The organism is Vibrio celticus, from assembly GCF_024347335.1.
Lineage (GTDB): Bacteria > Pseudomonadota > Gammaproteobacteria > Enterobacterales > Vibrionaceae > Vibrio > Vibrio celticus.
Genome location: NZ_AP025463.1, coordinates 3,355,870 through 3,376,613 on the forward strand (window position 1 = coordinate 3,355,870; position 20,744 = coordinate 3,376,613).

At 38.8% G+C, this 20,744-nt stretch carries 19 protein-coding genes and 3 pseudogenes; 2 read left to right on the forward strand and 20 right to left on the reverse strand.

Going from position 1 to position 20,744, the window contains the following annotated elements; translation table 11 throughout:
* Positions 1–49: 49 nt before the first annotated feature.
* The 4 genes and pseudogenes from gpmM to galU form a co-directional block, all read right to left on the reverse strand.
* Positions 50–1,582, reverse strand: a complete 1,533-nt coding sequence (gpmM, locus tag OCV19_RS15025) for a 2,3-bisphosphoglycerate-independent phosphoglycerate mutase (RefSeq protein WP_065677176.1) — start codon at positions 1,580–1,582, stop codon at positions 50–52.
* Between the two features lie 231 nt (positions 1,583–1,813).
* Complete coding sequence (locus OCV19_RS15030; RefSeq protein WP_240508223.1) at positions 1,814–2,218, reverse strand: VanZ family protein; 405 nt, start codon at positions 2,216–2,218, stop codon at positions 1,814–1,816.
* Between the two features lie 191 nt (positions 2,219–2,409).
* On the reverse strand, positions 2,410–3,420 hold the full coding sequence (gene galE, locus OCV19_RS15035) for a UDP-glucose 4-epimerase GalE (RefSeq protein ID WP_065677175.1): 1,011 nt from the start codon (positions 3,418–3,420) through the stop codon (positions 2,410–2,412).
* A 372-nt stretch (positions 3,421–3,792) separates the two neighbouring features.
* A pseudogene (gene galU / locus OCV19_RS15040) lies at positions 3,793–4,671 on the reverse strand (UTP--glucose-1-phosphate uridylyltransferase GalU); the annotation flags it as partial.
* 173 nt (positions 4,672–4,844) lie between these two features.
* Between galU and OCV19_RS15045 the strand changes: the two are divergent.
* Entirely contained in the window at positions 4,845–5,834 is a 990-nt protein-coding gene (locus tag OCV19_RS15045; protein WP_065677174.1) for a sugar transferase, read from the forward strand.
* A 2-nt stretch (positions 5,835–5,836) separates the two neighbouring features.
* The gene (locus tag OCV19_RS15050) at positions 5,837–6,646 is read left to right on the forward strand and encodes a glycosyltransferase (protein WP_065677173.1); all 810 of its coding nucleotides are present in this window, start codon (positions 5,837–5,839) and stop codon (positions 6,644–6,646) included.
* Positions 6,647–6,679: 33 nt separating this feature from the next.
* Here the strand turns inward: OCV19_RS15050 and OCV19_RS15055 are convergent.
* The 16 genes and pseudogenes from OCV19_RS15055 to rfbH all read right to left on the reverse strand — a co-directional run.
* Positions 6,680–6,888, reverse strand: a pseudogene (locus OCV19_RS15055) (transposase); the annotation flags it as partial.
* Between the two features lie 79 nt (positions 6,889–6,967).
* Complete coding sequence (locus OCV19_RS15060; RefSeq protein WP_261875678.1) at positions 6,968–7,585, reverse strand: group II intron maturase-specific domain-containing protein; 618 nt, start codon at positions 7,583–7,585, stop codon at positions 6,968–6,970.
* The gene (locus OCV19_RS15065; RefSeq protein WP_261875679.1) at positions 7,539–8,213 is read right to left on the reverse strand and encodes a reverse transcriptase domain-containing protein; all 675 of its coding nucleotides are present in this window, start codon (positions 8,211–8,213) and stop codon (positions 7,539–7,541) included. The genes OCV19_RS15060 and OCV19_RS15065 overlap by 47 nt, the downstream gene beginning before the upstream one ends.
* Positions 8,214–8,749: 536 nt before the next feature.
* The gene (locus OCV19_RS15070) at positions 8,750–9,055 is read right to left on the reverse strand and encodes an ISAs1 family transposase (RefSeq protein WP_083994255.1); all 306 of its coding nucleotides are present in this window, start codon (positions 9,053–9,055) and stop codon (positions 8,750–8,752) included.
* A gap of 11 nt (positions 9,056–9,066) precedes the next feature.
* Complete coding sequence (locus tag OCV19_RS24980; protein ID WP_370736608.1) at positions 9,067–9,690, reverse strand: DUF6444 domain-containing protein; 624 nt, start codon at positions 9,688–9,690, stop codon at positions 9,067–9,069.
* Between the two features lie 144 nt (positions 9,691–9,834).
* Positions 9,835–11,001, reverse strand: a complete 1,167-nt coding sequence (locus tag OCV19_RS15085; RefSeq protein WP_065675413.1) for a nucleotide sugar dehydrogenase — start codon at positions 10,999–11,001, stop codon at positions 9,835–9,837.
* Between the two features lie 30 nt (positions 11,002–11,031).
* A complete protein-coding gene (locus OCV19_RS15090; protein ID WP_139093561.1) occupies positions 11,032–12,141 on the reverse strand; it encodes a hypothetical protein in 1,110 nt (369 codons plus the stop codon).
* A gap of 165 nt (positions 12,142–12,306) precedes the next feature.
* Entirely contained in the window at positions 12,307–12,957 is a 651-nt protein-coding gene (locus OCV19_RS15095; protein ID WP_261875680.1) for a glycosyltransferase, read from the reverse strand.
* A complete protein-coding gene (locus OCV19_RS15100; protein WP_261875681.1) occupies positions 12,945–13,325 on the reverse strand; it encodes a hypothetical protein in 381 nt (126 codons plus the stop codon). The genes OCV19_RS15095 and OCV19_RS15100 overlap by 13 nt, the downstream gene beginning before the upstream one ends.
* The gene (locus tag OCV19_RS15105; RefSeq protein ID WP_139093560.1) at positions 13,300–14,199 is read right to left on the reverse strand and encodes a glycosyltransferase; all 900 of its coding nucleotides are present in this window, start codon (positions 14,197–14,199) and stop codon (positions 13,300–13,302) included. The genes OCV19_RS15100 and OCV19_RS15105 overlap by 26 nt, the downstream gene beginning before the upstream one ends.
* A gap of 22 nt (positions 14,200–14,221) precedes the next feature.
* Positions 14,222–15,308: pseudogene (locus OCV19_RS15110) on the reverse strand (ISAs1 family transposase).
* Between the two features lie 74 nt (positions 15,309–15,382).
* Entirely contained in the window at positions 15,383–16,810 is a 1,428-nt protein-coding gene (locus tag OCV19_RS15115) for a lipopolysaccharide biosynthesis protein (protein WP_065675409.1), read from the reverse strand.
* Positions 16,810–17,910, reverse strand: coding sequence for a glycosyltransferase (locus OCV19_RS15120; RefSeq protein WP_065675408.1), 1,101 nt, complete (start codon positions 17,908–17,910; stop codon positions 16,810–16,812). Before OCV19_RS15120 ends, OCV19_RS15115 begins: the two co-directional genes overlap by 1 nt.
* A 56-nt stretch (positions 17,911–17,966) precedes the next feature.
* Entirely contained in the window at positions 17,967–18,830 is an 864-nt protein-coding gene (locus OCV19_RS15125) for an NAD-dependent epimerase/dehydratase family protein (protein ID WP_065675407.1), read from the reverse strand.
* Entirely contained in the window at positions 18,827–19,402 is a 576-nt protein-coding gene (locus OCV19_RS15130; RefSeq protein ID WP_206377680.1) for a dTDP-4-dehydrorhamnose 3,5-epimerase family protein, read from the reverse strand. The genes OCV19_RS15125 and OCV19_RS15130 overlap by 4 nt, the downstream gene beginning before the upstream one ends.
* A gap of 27 nt (positions 19,403–19,429) precedes the next feature.
* Entirely contained in the window at positions 19,430–20,743 is a 1,314-nt protein-coding gene (rfbH, locus tag OCV19_RS15135) for a lipopolysaccharide biosynthesis protein RfbH (protein ID WP_065675406.1), read from the reverse strand.
* Position 20,744: the final 1 nt, after the last annotated feature.

Consider the following 20,744-nt stretch of genomic DNA (forward strand, 5'->3'; position numbering starts at 1 on the left):
CGGCCACACTCGCGTGCAGCCGTTCTAGTATTCGATGAAAGTTAAATGATTACTTAACGATCACGTCACCTGACATTTCAGCTGGGATTGCGATACCAGATAGAGAAAGCATCGTTGGTGCTAAGTCAGACAGCTTGCCGCCTTCTTTGAACTCAACGTCTTTACTGCCTACGTAGATAAGTGGAACTGGTAGGTTAGTGTGCGCCGTGTGGATGCCGCCCGTTTCTGGGTTTACCATCATTTCCGCGTTACCGTGATCCGCTGTGATTAGCAGCTGGCCATCGGCTTCTTTGATTGCTTCAACCACTTTGCCAAGACATTCGTCTAGCGACTCTACCGCTTTAACTGCTGCATCGTAAACGCCAGTGTGGCCAACCATGTCACAGTTAGGGAAGTTACAAACGATAGCGTCGTATTTGCCGCCTTTGATTGCGGCAACAAGCTTTTCAGTTAGCTCTGGTGCGCTCATTTCTGGCTGTAGGTCGTACGTTGCTACTTTTGGAGAAGCAACAAGTTGACGCTCTTCGCCTTCGAACTCGTCTTCTTTACCACCATTGAAGAAGAACGTCACGTGCGCGTATTTCTCTGTTTCAGAGATACGTAGCTGCGTTTTGCCTTCTTTCGATAGCCACTCACCGTAAGTGTTCTCTAGAGAAGCCGGTGGGAATGCACATAGCAGTGGAATGTCTGCTGCGTATTGAGTCAGCATCACGAAATCGATCGCTGGGAATACGTTACGAGCAAAGCCGTCGAAATCAGGCACGAATGCACGTGTGATTTCACGCGCACGGTCGGCACGGTAGTTCATGAAGATAACTGCATCGCCATCAACGATAGCGACAGACTCTTCGCCTTCTGCTTTGATTTCAGTCGCTTTAACGAACTCATCGTTTTCATCACGAGCGTAAGCCGCTTCTAGGCCTGCTACTGCAGTGTCGAATGTGAATTCTGCTTTTGCTTGAGTCAGCAGGTCGTACGATTCTTGAACGCGATCCCAGTTGTTATCACGGTCCATTGCGTAGTAACGACCAATAAGCGAAGCAACACGGCCTTTGCCTAGCTTAGCGAACAGTTCTTGGAAGCGTGCTAGTGTGTTTCCTGCGCTACGTGGCGGCGTATCACGACCGTCTAGGAATGCGTGCAGGTAGATTTTCTCTGCGCCACGCTCTGCTGCCATTTCAACAGCTGCATAGATGTGATCTTCATGAGAGTGAACGCCACCTGGAGACATAAGACCCATGATATGAACCGCTTTGTCTGCTTTCACCGCTTTGTCGATAGCATTCACTAGCGTTTCAGTTTGGCCAAACTCGCCATCTGAAATTGACTTAGTAATACGAGTAAGATCTTGGTATACCACGCGACCCGCACCGATGTTGGTGTGACCCACTTCAGAGTTACCCATTTGGCCATCAGGTAGGCCTACATCTAAGCCAGAAGCCGAGATTAGCGTGTTAGGTTGGTTAGCAATAAGACCGTCTAAAACTGGAGTCTTAGCGTTCGCGATAGCGTTGTCTTGGTTGTCTTCACGGTAACCGTAACCGTCAAGGATCACTAGAGCCATTGGCTTCTTAGCTGACATAGGACTGACCTCGTTCAATTCAAAATAAATCGGTATAAAAACAAATTAGCGTAATTTTACTACAGTTTACAGTCAAAACTGTAGTGGAAGATCAAGAAAGGGCGCAGGTAGGCGGATCGGATATGAAAAAAAATGTCATTTGATGAACAACTTTTCGCAGATATTATCTGCCTACTGTTCACTGCTTCCTTGAAAATAAAGCTCCCCCATCAGCGTGGTACACAACACACGTTAAGCCGTGCGATATTTTTTGTACACCAAAGACACCCCATACGCGAGCCCTAACCCCGTGAGATTAGCAAGCCAATCGTAAAAAGACGCATGACGCTCTACTTGGGTACCTTGCAATAATTCAATGCCCCCACTCATGACCCAAAAGCCAGTTAACGTCATGACAAAATAACGCTGAGGAAGCGCAACGAAAGTCGTAAGCCCTAATACACAATACGCAAACGCATGTTTGATTTTATCAGCGCCCTCAAAGCTCATCACTGTGGCGGAGTAATTCGGCGTAAGCGATAAATAAAAAATACCGACCAACACACACAATAAAGCCAACTTGGTGGTTATCGGGACCATTCGTGGAGAAAGCCATCTAGAGCGGCTGAAGACAACCGATGTGTCATTCATTGACATAAATATTTCTACTGGTTAATTAGTTAGTGGTTAATTGGTTAATTGGTTAATTGGTAAGTGCATTGAACGTCATGATTGCTCACGGTAACGAAAAAATTTCCAGACATCATGATCTATGATTCATCAGACAAAAAAGGGGCGGCTTTAGCCGACCCTTTCACGATCGTAAATCTATACCCACGAAAGATCGATTATTGATATCCTTCAGGATTTTTCGATTGCCAACGCCATGTATCTTCGACCATCGTTTTCAGTGATCGCGTGGCTTTCCAGCCAAGTACTTGCTTAGCATAACTTGGATCAGCCCAACATTCCGCAATATCTCCTGCGCGACGCGGCAACACCAGATAAGGCACAGCTCGTTGTGAGGCTTGCTCAAACGCCGCGACCATTTCAAGCACGCTGTTACCTTGACCTGCTCCTAAGTTGAAGACATGCAAACCTTGCTGGCTACCCACCTTATTTAGCGCAGCTAAATGACCTTCAGCCAAATCAACCACGTGGATATAGTCGCGTACACCAGTGCCGTCTGGCGTGGGGTAATCATTACCAAACACACCGAGCTTATCGCGGCGGCCCACCGCCACTTGCGCGACAAATGGCAACAGATTATTGGGAATGCCTTGAGGATCTTCCCCCAGTAAACCCGACTCATGTGCGCCGACAGGGTTAAAATAACGAAGGAGCGTTATGCTCCATTCTGGGTTCGCTTTATGAAAATCCGTTAGGCACTCTTCCACCATCAGCTTACTGCGCCCGTAAGGGTTAGTGGCTGACGTTGGGAAATCTTCTCGGATCGGCACCGAAGCCGGATCACCATACACCGTTGCCGACGAGCTAAAAATAATGCTCTTCACGCCAACTTTATCCATCTCACTCACCAGGTTCAATGTCCCCGAGACGTTGTTATCGTAATACATTAACGGTTTTTTGACGGATTCCCCGACCGCTTTAAGGCCTGCAAAGTGAATGACACCCGCGATGTCATGCTCAGCAAAAATAGTTTGAAGAATGGCCGAGTCACGAATGTCACCCTGATAGAAGGCGGGTTTAACACCTGAGACGTGTTTTACACGATCTAACACAATCTCTTTGCTGTTGTAGAGATTATCCAAAATAATGGGCGTGATACCTGCCTCAATCATTTGAATGCAAGTATGACTGCCAATATAACCGGTACCACCAGTCACTAAGATTTTCATGTTCGTTTCCTATCCTTTTATCACTTTTCACCGCGAAGCCTGCCGATGATAAAACAAGTTTTAAGCATTCAATCGCACATAATTTAGTGTCAAAGCCCTTTAATGTATTTAGGCACGACGAGAAAAACCAAACTGTATACGACGGCAGTATGCTTTTAAAAGCCTTTATGCTTATGCTTATGCTTATGCTTAAACATCAGGTTAAAGATATACGTGAGGTTCAAGTCGCTTTAACAACTCAGACGTCACTTTTATGCCGGTAATTATCAATAATTTTAATTGTAGTTATTTTCACATTAAGTAAGTACGTACAATCAAAAAAGGACTAGATACAAAAGTAACTAGCCCTTCTTATTTCAATCCAAAAAACCACTAAGCCGTTTCTGTTTCTTCAATCACTTTCACGGTTGGCTTTTTAGCTAGTTCTGCACTTGGCGCTTTCTTATAGAAGGTTTCAAAACAATGGTTAGTTGCTTCGATATACCCTTCTACGCTACCACAATCAAAACGTTGACCTTTAAACTTATACGCAATAACACAGCCTGATTTTGCTTGTTTTAGTAATGCATCGGTAATTTGGATTTCACCACCTTTACCCGGCTCTGTTTGTTCAATCAGCTCAAAGATATCAGGGGTAAGGATATAACGACCAATGATCGCCAAATTACTTGGTGCAGTGCCAGGTTCAGGTTTTTCGACCATATCATCGATACGGAAGATATCATCTTTAATCATCTCTCCGGAAATCACGCCATATTTGTGCGTTTCTGATTCTGGTACTTCTTGCACTGCGACAATTGAGCAGCGGAACTGCTTGTACAATTCGACCATTTGCGCCAAAACGCCCTGCTGTTCGTTAACACACAAATCATCAGCCAATACTACTGCAAATGGTTCATCACCCACAAGTTCACGACCCGTCAAAATAGCGTGACCTAAGCCTTTCATCTCACGCTGGCGAATATAGGTGTAGCTTGCAGAGTCAATCAAGCCACGAATATCATCCAACAAAGACTCTTTACTGGTACCCATGATTTGGTGTTCAAGTTCGTAATTCTTATCAAAGTGGTCCATCAACGAGTGTTTACCACGACCCGTTACGATGCACATATCACTCATACCGGCTTGGATCGCTTCTTCTACTCCGTACTCAATGAGCGGTTTGTTCACCACTGGCATCATTTCTTTTGGCATAGATTTGGTAGCAGGAAGGAAGCGAGTTCCGTAACCAGCCGCAGGGAAAAGGCATTTTTATCATGCTTATTAATCTTTTAGTAACTGACTTGGTTTATATTACACGTCAATTGAAAATGCTCCCCAACAGTGCAAATAAATATGTGTGTTTATTCGTAATAGGAAATCGAATATAATCTTGATACAAAACGTCAAATTTACGTATTAACTCATTTATAAATGGCTAGAACATGAAAACAACAGTGTTAAACAGACAAGCTCTAGATGCTGAGACTCAAAGTGTTAGTACAGATGAAAAAAGTAGAGTGCCAATCGATAAGCCCACGACGAAAATCATACATATCTACTGTCCTGAGCAATGTATTGAAACATTAAACTCTGTTTTATCTAGACATGACCTAGACTACGATATCAATAACTACACAATCAGGGACTTTAAAGGTGAAACGTTATGTCACTTTAAAAGTGTAGAGCTTACTGAAGAGCATCGTACATTTTTAATTGGTGCTACAGAACTTGGTGCGTGGGTTGAGCCACTAGTGAGCTACTTTGATAGAACGCTTGGCTATACTGAAACGGAACTGCTCCACAGCGGGTACTTTCTACACCAAAAAGCCTTTTCAATTCTTTCCAACAAGAAAAACGAAAATGAAAAACGCTTCATAGACTTATTGTTTGTTTTTATGATTGGCTTAATTGCCATCCCTATCGGGCTTTTAACCGCTGCATTAATCAAACTTGAATCACCAGGCCCTATCTTTTTTAAACAACGACGTACTGGCCAATACAATCAAGAGTTTGAAGTTATCAAATTCCGTTCAATGCGTAACGATGCAGAAAAGAATGGTGCTCAGTGGGCAACGAAGAATGATGCTAGAGTAACTAAAGTCGGTAACTTTATTCGTAAGACACGTATTGATGAACTGCCACAGTTAATCAACGTATATAAAGGTGAGATGTCGATGGTAGGCCCACGTCCTGAACGTGAGGTGTTTATTGAGGATCTAGAAAAAGAGATCCCATACTACCGTTTTCGCCACGCAGTAAAACCTGGAGTCACTGGGTTAGCTCAAGTTAAGTACCCATACGGCGCCTCTGTTGAAGACGCAGTTTGGAAGCATAAATTTGATATTTACTACATTAAGCACCAGAACTGGCGTATGGAATTGAAGATTCTATTCTTAACTGTTAAGACCGTTGTTTTTGGTATGGGGAGATAGAAGTGAGTTCAAAATTCTCCGTATTATGCTCTCTATACTTTAAAGAAGAGCCCGCTTATCTAGAGCAATGCTTCGAGAGCTTAGCTTGGCAAACACTTGAAGCCAACGAAGTAGTTGTAGTTCATGATGGCCCTTTAACTGATGCTCTATACGAAACGTTAGATAAATGGAAAAAAAAGCTTCCTATCAAAGAAGTTATTTTACCTAGCAATGTAGGCTTAGGAGAAGCTTTAAACGCAGGGTTAAAAAAATGCAGCTATGATTTGGTAGCGAGGGTTGATACCGATGATATTAACCACTTAGATCGATTCGATAAACAGATCACTTATATGGATTTAAATAAAAATATCGCCGCCTTAAGTTGCGACATAAACGAATTTGAAACAGACCCAAATTTACCTTCTAGAATTAGAGCTGTGCCTAAATCAGAAAATATTGAAGCTTACTCTCTTAGACGTAATCCTATGAATCATATGGCTGTAATATTCAGAAAAACAGCAATAATCGATGTTGGTAGTTATCAACACCTTCATTTTATGGAAGATTATTATTTATGGATTCGAATCCAAGCTAAAGGTTACAAATTACACAATTTAAAGGAAACGTTGGTTAGTGCAAGAGTAGGAAATGGTATGTTAGAAAGGCGTAGAGGAATAGACTATGCGAAAAGTGAATTAAGAATAATGCATTTGATGTACGATTTAAAGCTAACTAAGAATCCGTCAACATTTTTTTACTTCCTTGCGCGAGCATCCATACGTTTACTTCCAACCTCGTTATTATCAAATATATACAATTTTAGCAGAAAATAATAACAAAAATACGCGAATAGTATCAGGGCAAGATTACGAAGCCCCTTGCCCTGCAAGGACTTGCGAAAGGTAGCTGTTGTTACGGTTCGCTTTTTTCTTTTTATCCCTGCTTTGAAGCTGGTTTCTTCCGTCAGCAGTTTTAAAGCAATATGCCTTATCACAGCTAAGTTCTCACCAGCTTGCTCTCAGCGTATCCGACATTCATCTTCTTTAAAACCTACGTCTAATCGCCAGTGCATCTGATGGTGAGTAGACCGTGGGAGCTTCCCCCACAGCCTCTCGCAGAACGGTACGTGAACCTCTCAATTCATACCGCTCCCATCAAGCAAACGCACCTAACATTCCTTGCTTCCAATGGGCAAACAAGTGGGGGTTCTGCTCTGAAATCCTTTCCAAGAATCTCATTGCTTGTGTTTTGTGACGTCGTAATGGCTTAAACTTTCGTCTCGCCCAACGAACCAGAGCTTTATTTACGTGCCTGCACATGCCATACAGTGCCGAGCGATAGTAGCGACCATAGTAGTTGATCCACCCGTTTATCATTGGGTTTAACCACTTAGCCATTTGCGCTATGCTAAGTTCTGTTTTCATCCGCACTCGTAACTTTCTAATTTTCAATCTCATTGATTTTAATGCTGATTTGCTCACTGCCGGCGAGAAGCTTAAAAATAAGCTATTGCGTTTCCAGTTTTTGCAAACCCTACGCATAAAGGTATAGCCAAGAAAGTCGAAACTGGTATGTTCCGAATCACCTTTTCTACTCCCATCTTTACAATATACTATTTTGGTTTTTGTGGGGTGGAGCTCAAGTCCACAATCCTCAAAACGAGCTTTCAGAGCCTCAAGCATCTGCTGAGCTTCGCTTTCAGTATTACAATGAACCAAACCATCATCAGCATAACGGCACCATAATGTTTTGGGAAATGCTTTTGTAGCCATTTATCAAAACATAATGTAGAAATAGGTTCGCTAATACAGGGCTAATAACGCCACCTTGCGGTGTCCCCATCTGCCTAGTTTTGAGGTCGCCATCTTCCATTTGCATCGGTGCTACTAGCCAGCGCTCTATATACAACCTTACCCAAGTGAGATTGGTGTGTTTATATACCGCTTTAAGTAACAGATCATGCCGAATGTTATCGAACAGCCCTTTAATATCAAACTCAAGTACCCAGTTATAGTTCCAACATCGCTTACGAGTGACACCTATAGCATCAAGCGCTGATTTATTAGGTCTATACCCATATGAGTCTGGCAAAAAGATCCGCTCAACCTTTGGCTCAAATTCAAGTTTTACGACCATTTGTGCGATCCGATCGCTTACCGTTGGTATACCTAAAATCCGTTCTCCTCCACTTTTCTTCGGTATACTTACCGCTTTAACTGGAGGTGGAAAATAGGTGCCAGAAGATAATCGATTCCAGATCTTATAAAGATTACCTTTTAGATTTCTTTCGAAACCTTCAATAGATTGATTATCAACTCCTGCACTTCCTTTATTAGCTTTAACTAATTCGTAGGCGTGCTTCACTGCCCACTTTGAAATGGTAAATGGTTTTGCTTCCATCTATAGCTTCCTCCTACCATTTGGTAGTTGAGCTAAACATGCAAGCAGCTTGACGCAACCCCTTCGCTCCATGTTCATTACAAACACTTCAACACTACTACGAGTTGCTCCGTCCCAGTATCACACATCGGTACTCTCATACTCATAAATTCAGTTACTTGTACTTCTTCCTTAGCATTGTGATGACTGGTTCCCGCAGTTCCCACAAAGAGCCCGATACAAAGTCATGCCCACTATACGCCGGACACCGCTTACACAGCATTCGGAATTAACCTGCAAACTTATCTCGAGAGATAGAAACGCCCTCGATTTTGATGTCAGTCTCTGGATTACGACGCGTCAACATAGGTTCGCTATAACTCATCTCTTTGTACCCTACCTGCCGAACTTGAGTTCGTACTTTTACTTCAACGCTTATGACCATCACTCTTAATGACAGCCACTTGAAGTGGTTTGAAGCCAGCTTCCGACAGCAGACTTCGGTGGACCTACCACCATCTCTTCATGAGCTTATGCTCAAGACTAGAAACACATCCTTATGCTGCTAACCTATGTGCCTGCGGCACACTTTCGATGCTCCAATGTGCTCGCGTGCTCTCTAGTAAAGCTTTAGCCGTCAGTTTTGCTGAGCTTATGTAGTGCTTGATTTGCATTCTTTCTGCTGGCTTATTACCTTCTTGACGAATTGAAACGACCATACCAATAGTGGAGAGTCCCGCCCAATCAAGCGCTATATCGCCTAAGAAATATGTATTGTGAACCACCATACTCAAACGCGTTTCTGTACGACCATGTCCTTTCTCTTGAGTGACGTATTTATCACCTTCAAAACTATTAAGCATACAGGGCAAGGTTACGAAGCCCCTTGCCCTGCAAGGACTTGCGAAAGGTAACTGTTGCTACGGTTTGCTTTTTCTGCTTTCTTTTGATCCCAGCTTTGAAGCTGGTTTCTTCCATCAGCAGGTTTAAAGCAATATGTCTTATAATGTAGGTTTGTGTCCATCTGAACATCAGGCACAGACTCGGGAAGATCCGCTTGATGCTTGTCGCCACACCACGAGCATTCACCTTTGAAGACTTGATGTTCAATAAGTGTGTACGAAATATCAGGTAAATCGAAGATTTGATGTCGTTTGTAAGGTTTTCGATTTGGGACAACACAACCACCGCAGTGGCATGTTTTGCTTGGTAAGTATTGCTCAACCGAGGCATTGTTTTCAATAGGGTGAAGCAGTCGGCGATGACCTTTATGACCTGGTTGAGCTCCTTGCTTTTTTCCAGAGTCCCTCCGATTAGGCGAAGTATTCTTAGCTTTATTATGCAAAGGCTGCTGTGATGATGGTACAGAAGAGTTTCGACTATTTTGATTTAGTCGGTCTTCAAGTTCAGCCAAATTATTCCATAAAAAATGGATGATATCTTTCGCTTCTTCAGGCGAATCGAAATCTGGCGGAGGTGGTAATGTTTTCTTATTCATACCTCCAGATTGCCACCGCAAAAAGATCATTCAAGTTGAATGTGGGATCAAGTTAACCCGGTCACATAACTTTAGTGTCAAGGCCTCGCGGGTGAATAGTTACGAATTGGCAGCGGAATAACGGATATACAAATAGATAAAAAATTAATCACTACCAAATAAGTCTCGAGTATAAACCTTATCTGCAACGTCCTTGATCTCATTGACCATACGGTTAGAGACAATCACATCACAACTGGCTTTAAACTCTTCTAGATCTTTAATAACTTGTGAGTGAAAAAATTCTGATTCGTCTAGCACTGGCTCATATACTACAACATCAATGCCTCTAGCTTTAATACGCTTCATTACACCTTGAATACTCGACGCACGAAAGTTATCTGAACCCGCCTTCATGATCAGCCGGTAGATACCCACGCGTTTTGGGTTACGCTTGATGATCGAATCAGCCAAAAAATCTTTACGAGTAGCGTTCGCATCAACTATCGCACCAATAATTTTATTTGGCACGTCTTCGTAGTTTGCACGTAGCTGCTTAGTGTCTTTTGGTAAACAATAACCACCATACCCAAACGATGGGTTGTTGTAGTGATTACCTATCCGAGGATCAAGACCAACACCTTCGATGATTTGGCGACTGTCTAGGCAATGTGTTTCGGCATAAGTATCTAGCTCATTAAAGTAGGCTACACGTAATGCAAGGTAAGTGTTGGAGAACAACTTTACTGCTTCGGCTTCCGTTGAATCGGTATACAGCACTTCGATATTCTCTTTCTTTGCGCCTTCAACGAGAAGGTTCGCAAAAATTTCAGCACGTTCAGTGCGTTCACCAACGATAACACGAGAAGGATATAGGTTATCGTACAATGCTTTACCTTCACGCAAAAACTCTGGCGAGAAGATAATATTCTCACAATTTAGTTTTTTCTTGACACGAGTTGTGTAGCCTACAGGTACAGTAGATTTAATAACCATTACCGCATTTGGATTAATAGCCATAACATCAAGAATAACTGCTTCAACAGACTTGGTATTAAAGTAGTTCGTCTCTGCGTCATAGTCCGTCGGCGTAGCAATCACTACGTAGTCTGCCCCTTTATAAGCGAGTTCTTTGTCCATGGTTGCTGTAAAGTTCAAGGGTTCATTGGCCAAAAAAAATGATATTTCAGCATCAACAATCGGAGATTGCTTTTTGTTTAACATCTCTACTTTTTCTTCAATAATATCTACAGCAACCACTTCATGGTTTTGTGCTAGTAGCATAGAATTAGATAGGCCAACATAACCTGTACCTGCAATTGCAATTTTCATATATATACCAAATAGTTATTTCTAGTCTCGTTACGTTCGGGAGCGGTTGTTTAACAATAAAGAAGACACCAATATTATTGAAAAAAATCTGATAAGCACAACCCCATCTACCAGTATAGAACCTTTGACCTGAACAATTAAAACACAAAAAGTAAAAAAAACAAAAATATAGGACAATCTATTTCTTTGGATTTTATCAACCTCAATCGAAAACATAGTAAAGAAAATAAGAAAGGAAAAGTAGTATATTAGGCTGCCGATTATACCACTATATAGAATAACTCTAAGATACCCTATATCTGTACTCATATAGTAACCACCATTCATATTTAAATACAAACCATCCCCTAGAAGAATAGTGTACATATCTGGAAAAAAAAACATTTCTTTCATTACAGATGTAGAACCTGTATCAAAACTACCAGTTTCGATATAACTATTAAAAATTTCGAAAACCCACTCTCTCAATCCTACAACGATAGCTTGTTCAGTCTGTATAAACCACAAAATAAAAATAGAAAACATTGATAATAAAATCATAATGTGCAATCTAACTAAACGTATCATATTTCTATTTTTAAAAGACACACAGTAAAGGGAAACAAATAGAAAATATGCAAATATAAAAATCAATCCAGTACGTGCAGAAAGTAATATCGATGATATGATGACTAGTGAAAATACTGAATACTTAATTACACTTTTTCTATCCCTAAGTAATAAAGGCACTAAGAAAAGCCCAAATGATTGAACAACTGCCATACTATAGCCTGTCCACCCAGTTAATCCAACTTGTCGAAATCGATACCCCGAGTCGATAACATCGAACCCCTTCCCTTCAGCATCTATAAAAAAATGAATCATATCAAAAAAACCAGGGGAAAAAATCATGTAGATTATAATTAAAGACTGAAGGAAAACAATATTAAAAACAAACTTCAAAACAGAGTCCAAGGATAACCTAGATATACGACGGTCAAATATTTTAATAGACAAGTAAAACAAAACCAGAGTTATCACTACCTCTAAAACACTTCGAATCAAAACAACATCGCTTGTTTGATTAATTAAAAGAGGTAGTAAGAAAAGTATCAAACACAATAAAAATGGTAACAATACGAAGAGAAGTCTTTTATCCAACTTAAAATTCGTTGAATAAAGAAACACCACACCAGCACATAAAAGGTAAAACACACGAAACAAATCAATAGGAAAATATTTAAATTTAACCCCATACAATATACATGCTGAAATAAAAACAAAAACAAACCGAAACAATTTGTTAAATAGAATGCTCATATGTTATTATAATGACCTGTAAATATTAATATACTTGTCCGAAATCGAACCCCAAGAATAATTATCAAAAATATATTCTCGCGTTCTTATATCACGACAGGAAACAACCTTTCTTTTAATTGATTTTGAAAATTCAGCAGAAGTTAATTCAGAAACATCACCACCTCCACAAGAAGATAATATTTCTTCCACATTGCAATGAGGTGAAACTAAACAATATGTGTCTACGCTAAGAGCTTCCAATACAACCATTGGCATTCCTTCACTTCTAGATGGAAGGAGCATTAATCGGGAGTTAGCCAGAAATTCATACTTATCGTTGCCATATATAGCACCACCAATAAAAACAATTTCTTCCAAATTTAATTTTTTCACATGTTTAAATATTAGTTCACGGTCTAGACTAGTAGGAAAACTTCCATGCATCCTAATTTTAACCTTTTTCTCAGTTAAAAAGTTTTTTATCTCTCCAATTGAGTCAAGTAAAACATCAATCCCTTTCCCAAAATAATCATACCTAGACAAAAATGATATGTAATTTTCTTTATGGCCTTCAATTAAAAAGTACGTCGTATCATCAACACCATTAGGTATTACTTCACACCGTTTTACTTTAATGTTAAGAATTTTTTTTTCTTCCGTATTTAACAGAAACAAACAAGAACTTTTGAAATCAAATAATTTAAAAAATCTTCCTTATAATATTTTTTATAATATGACTTTCTCATTGCATTAGGCATAAATGCACCATGTAAATGAACACAGTAATCTATCCTTATTAGCAAGCAGAAAGCCATCAACACCCAAGACAAAGGTGAAAAAACTTTGTGAAACACTACAACATCTGACTTATTTAACTTTTTCAATAAATATAAAAATTTAAATAAAACATCTTTTTCTTCTATGTATTCAAGTTCTAACACAACTCCATTACTTTGGGATTGATATTCAAATAATTTATCAACCACCGTCGAAACACCACAAAAGTTGTCTTTAACTTTAGTGCTTATATGCAAGATTCGCATATTTTTTCACTCCATAAGCAACAGAAAAAAATAAGAATAACAGATCGCATTTACCTTGTTTTCTTATACCACCATAAACGTAGATATATGCCTTATACCTGCTTTTAAAACTTTGGCTAAGTAAATTGTAGTGTTTATCGATAAAAAAATTCATCCCATTAATTTTTCGTGGCGAATTTGTAATTCTTTCCCTTTTAGGATCAACATCTAAGTAGTAATCAGCATTGCTTAAATTCAACCCATTACCATACTTACAGCAAAGTCTTATCCATAAATCATAATCTTGCCAACAATTCAAGTTAGCATCAAAAGCTTTAATTGTTTTTAGTCTTTTAGTTAAAGTAAATACTTGATTACCTACGTTATTTCCATTTGATAGTTCAGAGAGGAGCAATTCGCGTTTCGAATTATACAATTCATTTCTTAAGATATTTTTGTCACAAATAGGTATGACTGATGAAGAAAGAAATGAGTACTGATTAAGGTTATCTCTAGACGAATAAAAATTATCTAATCGAGATAGCGCAAAATAATCATCATCATCTAAACCTGTTATATATTTACCAGTAGCGTGATCTATTGCTATATTACGAGAGACACAAGCTCCTTTTGATATTTCATTTCTAAATATCAAAACTCTTTCATCAGATTTTTTTAAATTTTTCAAATACGACCAAGTATCATCGCTTGACCCATCATCAACAACTATTAATTCAAGATTGGTATACGATTGATTTATAACAGATTCACATGCCCTTTTCAACAAATCAACCCGATTGTGAGTAGGGATATAAACTGTAATTTTGTCTCTGTTCATTTTTGAATCTCGGTAATTTTTAGAAAAACAATATTTATCTAAAGGTTTAATATCCACGGAAAAATCATGAACTTCCCCGTCAATAAAGGCTTGCTAGAACCTTTAAAAGGTACTCACAATTCATCGAACACATCGCTCTTTTGTGTTTAATGCTCGCTTTGAGTGTCGTTTCACTCTTCAGCATGTTTAAGCACATCTGCCTGATCCTTGCGAAGTTTTCTGCACCTTAATCTACTCGTTTTCGGCTGGCATCTTCACCAAAAGCGGTGTCTAACGACCAGTGCATCGACTCAACCAACCAATGTGAACACGTGGCATTTAACAATTCTTTAGTACTTAATTCCTTCGAGTTAATATAGCATCTAACCGTGAATTCTGACTCTTTCGCGACCTCTTCCTTTTGTCGTAAAAAACAACGATACCCATTGTTTTTAGCTCTGCCCATTCAAGTCCTACATCACCTAAAACACTCAAATCAGTATTCGTTAAGGCCAGTCTCGTTTCCTGGCGACCACGAGATTTTTCTTGCGTGCTATACGAATCACCATCGTGCTTTTGCAGTATACTCATATCGAAATAGTTATTGAACGCTTGCTCTAAACGTCCCTGATTTCCTTTAACCGCCAGTAAGTAATCAGCATTATTATCAAGTATTTTCTGAGCAATTTCCTTTTGGCATCCCATTGCATCAATAGTGACCAAACAACCTGATATATCAAGCAGTTCGAGTAACTCTGGGATAGCGGTGATCTCGTTCGATTTCTCGTAAACTTTATGTTGCCCGAGGCTAACACCATTTTCAGTCGCAAAAGCGTTTACTATGTGAATAGCACCAAGACCGCAAGAGTCATCATAAGAGCCTCTAACGGTTTTACCGTCAATGGCAATCACTTCACCTTTAGTTAGCTCAGTACAATCCTTCATCCATTCGATAAAGCACTTTTGTAGGCGAGTGGCATTAATCATTCCCATCGCTCTTGCTATTGTCGATGTAGAAGGTATACCATGACTAAAATCACCAAACCGCTTTAAAAAATCTAACTGTGCTTGCCGTAAAGATGAATGGCTTTCCAATCATCTTGGCCGGAAAAAACAGCACAAATTGTTAACAGAATTATACTCGACTTTGCCTCGTTGTTGGTATCTGGAATGACATCGAAATGCATAAATGAAACACTACTTCACGTCACCTCTTATTCCATAAAAGGTTTCATGATCTTGCCCTGTTTACTATTGCTCATCAACCATTTAAAAACCTCTTTATAGGAGCAAAAAACATCGCTATTGAAACTGCACCCAGCATTCCATTGATTAATAGCTCTTCAAAATTACCAAATTCAAAACTTGACAAAAGATACTTATCTAATAAAGAGTACATAGCTATAGAGGGTAGCATTATAAAAACTGACTTAATCTGAGATACAAAAAAATATCGCAATCTAGTGTTAAAACAGTATCTAAATAATAGAAAGTATGTTTGAAAATAGTTAATGCTGAAAGATAATACTAGGCACATAGCCACATATTTAATTTCACCTAAACTAACACCTAAAAAAATTGCAGTCACATTTACAATTGCCGAAAGAATCCCTGAAAAAAATAACAACCTCGGTTTGTTTGCAACTTGAAAAAATGACCCAGAAGTTGATAACACTGCCTGTGTAGGTATCATGAATGCGAAAATCATTATTAATGGCTCTATCTCTAACCATTGTTCACCAAATAGAATCAGAATAACAATCTCACTATTAAAGAACAAAAACACACTTATTGGCAATGATAAAGCAAGTAATCTAGACGTTAATCGATCATGCTCCTTAATGATTTTTTCCTTATCATTTCTTACCTTTGTCAAGATTGGCTGAATAGCCGGTGTCATAGCAAATGTAGTAACCATTAATGGATAACGCATTAACTGGTATGATTTTTCATATACACCAACTGCCGACATACCAAAATACTTGGCAATAAGCACGTTATCTAAATTTCGGGAGAAATAATTAATAAAATTAAAACCAAATTGATATCCGGCGAAACTAGCCAGTTGTTTAATATGTTGTACCTCTCTTCCTAACCTTGCTCGCCCCATTGACGTATTCTTTGATTGATGGTGTATTAAAAAGAATCTAAATAAACTTTGTAACAAGCTCTTTGCCGCAAGTGCAAGTACACCAAAATCAGCCAAAAAAAGAAAATAAACGAAAAATAAACTAATTAACTCAGCTATTGATTCAGATTTAGCTATCCTTACAAACTGTGCATCCTTATTTAACGACGCTATAGGCACGATACTTAAGGAGTAAAAAACAATTGAAACACTAACTATCATTGCAATCGATTGATATTCATACCCACCATAAAGTGAATTTAAAAAATAGGAGCAAAAGTAAAATAACATGCCTAGGGCTAAACCTAAAACAAAGGTAACGGTAAATACACCATCCCTTTGGTTAGAATTAAAACTTTTCTCATTAATTATTGCAGGCCCTATTCCAACATCCGAAAGCATTTGAAAGAAAATAACGAAAACTTGAATAGATGCAATTACCCCAAATTGTTCCGGCGAAAATAACCGAGCATAAATGGCTAAAGCTGAAAACTGCACTGCATATATTAAAAATTTTCCTAATATGCTTTTTTTAATAGCTGAATATAACAACTTTCTCATTAGCGTAAGTTCTTAATATATCTTTCTGAAAAAACCTCAGGACTAAAATTTTCATTATATATATCATAACCACGTCTACCTAACTCCTTTAGCTGTTCTTTATTATTTAATATGAATTCTATTTTCATTAAAATTTGTTTAGGAGTGGGTGATGACTCGGTTAAATATATATTCTTCCCATCTTCAAGAAACTCATTACAGGCACCAGTCTCCATTGACAGACAAGGAATGCTTAAAGCTAAAGTATCAACAATCTTATTTACTAAGACTGTTTTTGCTTTTTCACTATCTCCAAAATTACCAAGAGCTAAATCGCAATTATTAATTAGGAATTCTGGCAACTTACCATTTCTAAAAGTCGAGCTATGATTAAATATAACATTACTAGTAATGCCTAGCCTATTAACTTGTTCTACATAGTCATTTGACTTATCGACAGAATCTCCAAATATATAAAGATAAACATTATCCCTCTTAAGCATCGAAAATGCTTCGATAACCTTATCTAGGCCGTGCAGAGGTATATATGTTCCCCACCAACAAATATTAAAATTTTCAGAAGTAACTTCAAATTTCAGGTCACGTACTTTAACTCGATCTATAACTAACGGTATAATTTTAATTTTTTCTTGAGCATTTTCACACATGAATCGTTGGTAATAATCTGCTTCAGAGTTGTTTAAACAAATTATCTCATCTGCTAATTTAGTGATATTTCGCTCAATAAAACTTAAAAACTTTGCTTTTTTACTCAGAGGGTTAACTATTTTCCGATCATTCACAAGTGCATCGTATTCACTAATATAAAATTCTAAGATTACTTTGGTACCACATATTTTTGCTATTGATATATCAAGCAGTACTAACCAGCCAAAGTTCATTGGTAACATAACTAAGGACTTGCTGTTTGCTATCAAAAAAAATCGGATAGGAAATAGAATAATTAGTGTTATAAGTGAAAATATCGTTTTAATCGATTTTCGACCACTATATGGTAAATACCAAGGTAAATAACACCATTTAATGTTGTTATCCGAAAGAGCCTTCATAATATTCTGCGCTCTATAAGAACCATTTATATGTCCTGAAACAAAAACCATATTACTCCTCATCTTTTGGTCTAATTAAACTAGGAACAATTCATTACATATTAGATCTAATCTTCAATGAGTAATTTAATCCCCTCTTTCAGGGAGACTTTTTTATTCCAATTAGGTAGGCATTGATAACTAGAAAACGGTATTTTCATCACCTCTCTCTCTCGGTAGGCTCTAGCACCCCAATTAATATTTATTGGCAAGCCAATCTCATCCTCTATAATAACCACTAACTCCTTCAAAGAAGTGTCATTCCCAGTTAGAATCGAAAACTCTTCGTTTAGGGGAACTCTTGTGGATAATACTCTTTCTAGTCCAATATTTAGAGCGTTAACAGCATCGCTAATATAGCAAGTTTCAAACCTTTGTTCCCCTAAACTCATATCTAGAGTACCTTTGTTTATTGCCGTTTCGATTAGTAGCTGAATAATCTTCTTACGATGATCTTCTTTACCATAGGTATCGTTGAAGTGTAAATTTAGGCTCTGCCATTGATAAGCATCGGAATAGAAACCTAACAGCTCTTGAAACGCTTGTTTAGTAGCAGCATAAAGGTTGGCATATCGATAGTATTCACAATTGAATCGCTGCCACGTTGTTCCAACATTGACAATTTTACTCGTCTTTGTTTGCTTCATAGCTTCAAGTAAATGTGTTCCAAAAACGATGTTAGCTTCAAGCAAAGGATCGATGTCATCTTCTGTATGAAGCGCACGAAAGCACGTTGCTAAGTGCAGTACAACATCAATATCTTTAAGTGCGTTTTTTATAGACCCTATTGTGCCATCGTAATAATGAACATGGACACCTGCTATAGAAACACCTTGGTTTCTTACTAATGCATGTATTTCATAATATTCATACATAGAGGTAATAAATTGTTGACCAACAAAACCCGTTGCTCCTGTCACTAATATCTTCATTCAAATGGACTCTCATAATCAGCTAATGTTGGAAATGATTGATCACGTTCAGAAATGATGAGTTCATTTACATTTAGTTCATCAAATCTCAAACCCACGCTTGACCATAAAATACCTTTATCCGAGTCAGGCGCGTAAGCATGGTCGGTTTTATACAACAGCGTCGCCTGCTCAGACAAAGTCAGAAAACCATGCGCCAGTCCTTTAGGAAGGTATAAAAGTTGAGGTCTTTCGGCGTCCAATTCAATCTTAATCAACTTTCCATATGTGTTTGATGATTTTCTAATATCAACAAAAAAGTCGAGCACTTTTCCGTCTAAACACGTGACCATCTTGTCGTGTGCAGCCGGTGGCCCTTGGAAGTGAAGACCACGTAACACATGCTTCTTTGAGACCGAATAGAACTCTTCTTGAAGGTTAAACCCAGCAATCGGCGTCCCTTCAAAATGACTCGGATGGAAGGTTTTAATAAAAGCACCGCGATGATCTTCAAATTTGGGAAGATCAATCAGAAAGCACCCTGCAATATCGAGTTGAGTTACATTCATAAAATCAAGCCAATGATTTCTCATTGGCTTCTCACTGTTTGTTGTTGCGCTCTAAAAGCTCACACCGAAAAATTCTTCAAACTTTTCAATAACGAAATTTAGGTGATCTTGATCAAGGCCTGGGTAGACACCAATCCAAAAAGTATTGTTCATGATAAGGTCAGTATTCGTCAGGTCACCCACCACTCGGTAGTTCACGTTTTCGAAGTACGGCTGGCGAGTCAGGTTGCCTGCAAAAAGAAGACGGGTACCAATTTTGTATTGATCCATGAACTTCAGAAGTTCAACACGATCAATACCAGACTCTTCGCGAATAGTGATCGGGAAGCCAAACCATGATGGGTCTGAATTTTCTGTCGCTTCAGGAAGAATGATAAACTCTTCACAAGAAGCTAAACCCTCTCTTAGGTATGCGTAGTTATCTTTACGTGCTTGTACTAGGTCTTCTACTCGATCCATTTGAGCTAATCCACAAGCAGCTTGCATATCTGTAATTTTTAAGTTGTAGCCTAAATGTGAGTAAGTGTATTTATGATCGTAACCTTGAGGTAGAGAACCTAGCTGCATATCAAACCGTTTTTTACATGTGTTATCACAACCTGGAGCGCAGTAACAATCACGGCCCCAATCACGGAATGATTCAATTAATTTACGAAGTTCTTTATCTTTCGTAAATACAGCTCCTCCCTCACCCATTGTGATATGGTGGGCAGGATAAAAGCTAAGTGTCGAAATATCACCAAATGTACCAACCATTTGACCATTGTAAGTCGAGCCTAATGCATCACAACAATCTTCAACTAACCATAAGTTATACTTATCCGCTACACGGCGAGCTTCTGTTAAGTCAAAGACATTGCCAAGTGTATGAGCAACCATAATAGCTTTAGTTTTATCAGTTACAGCTGCTTCGATCATTTCTGGTTTAATCTGGTATGTAGGTATATCAACATCTACAAACACTGGAATTAAACCATTTTGAATAGTAGGGTTTACAGTCGTTGGGAAACCAGCGGCTACAGTAATAACCTCATCACCGGGTTTTAACTGACGGTCGCCAAGCTTTGGTGACGTTAATGCTGTTAATGCCAAAAGGTTTGCTGAAGAGCCTGACGTTGTCGTTAATACATACGGTACGCCAAGGTATTCGCCTAAACGCTTTTCAAATGCGTCATTAAAACGGCCTGTAGTTAGCCAGCCATCCAAAGACGCTTCAACCATTAACTGAAGCTCTTTTGCTCCCAATACTTTTCCTGATGGTGGTACAACACTCTCACCACCAACGAATTCTTTTGGTGCGTACTCTAACGCTGCATATTGCTCAACAAGTTCAGCTATTTGACTTCTTAATTGTTCTTTGGACATT

Bases quoted from the DNA above. Each gene is read 5' to 3' on its own strand.
- galE (WP_065677175.1), bottom strand. From the start codon at position 3,420: ATGAAAATCTTAGTGACTGGTGGTACCGGTTATATTGGCAGTCATACT.
- OCV19_RS15060 (WP_261875678.1), bottom strand. From the start codon at position 7,585: ATGGCTACAAAAGCATTTCCCAAAACATTATGGTGCCGTTATGCTGAT.
- OCV19_RS15065 (WP_261875679.1), bottom strand. From the start codon at position 8,213: ATGGAAGCAAAACCATTTACCATTTCAAAGTGGGCAGTGAAGCACGCC.
- rfbH (WP_065675406.1), bottom strand. From the start codon at position 20,743: ATGTCCAAAGAACAATTAAGAAGTCAAATAGCTGAACTTGTTGAGCAA.
- OCV19_RS15030 (WP_240508223.1), bottom strand. From the start codon at position 2,218: ATGTCAATGAATGACACATCGGTTGTCTTCAGCCGCTCTAGATGGCTT.
- OCV19_RS24980 (WP_370736608.1), bottom strand. From the start codon at position 9,690: ATGAATAAGAAAACATTACCACCTCCGCCAGATTTCGATTCGCCTGAA.
- OCV19_RS15115 (WP_065675409.1), bottom strand. From the start codon at position 16,810: ATGAGAAAGTTGTTATATTCAGCTATTAAAAAAAGCATATTAGGAAAA.
- OCV19_RS15045 (WP_065677174.1), top strand. From the start codon at position 4,845: ATGAAAACAACAGTGTTAAACAGACAAGCTCTAGATGCTGAGACTCAA.
- gpmM (WP_065677176.1), bottom strand. From the start codon at position 1,582: ATGTCAGCTAAGAAGCCAATGGCTCTAGTGATCCTTGACGGTTACGGT.
- OCV19_RS15120 (WP_065675408.1), bottom strand. From the start codon at position 17,910: ATGGTTTTTGTTTCAGGACATATAAATGGTTCTTATAGAGCGCAGAAT.
- OCV19_RS15130 (WP_206377680.1), bottom strand. From the start codon at position 19,402: ATGAGAAATCATTGGCTTGATTTTATGAATGTAACTCAACTCGATATT.
- OCV19_RS15085 (WP_065675413.1), bottom strand. From the start codon at position 11,001: ATGAAAATTGCAATTGCAGGTACAGGTTATGTTGGCCTATCTAATTCT.
- OCV19_RS15070 (WP_083994255.1), bottom strand. From the start codon at position 9,055: ATGCTTAATAGTTTTGAAGGTGATAAATACGTCACTCAAGAGAAAGGA.
- OCV19_RS15125 (WP_065675407.1), bottom strand. From the start codon at position 18,830: ATGAAGATATTAGTGACAGGAGCAACGGGTTTTGTTGGTCAACAATTT.
- OCV19_RS15100 (WP_261875681.1), bottom strand. From the start codon at position 13,325: ATGCGAATCTTGCATATAAGCACTAAAGTTAAAGACAACTTTTGTGGT.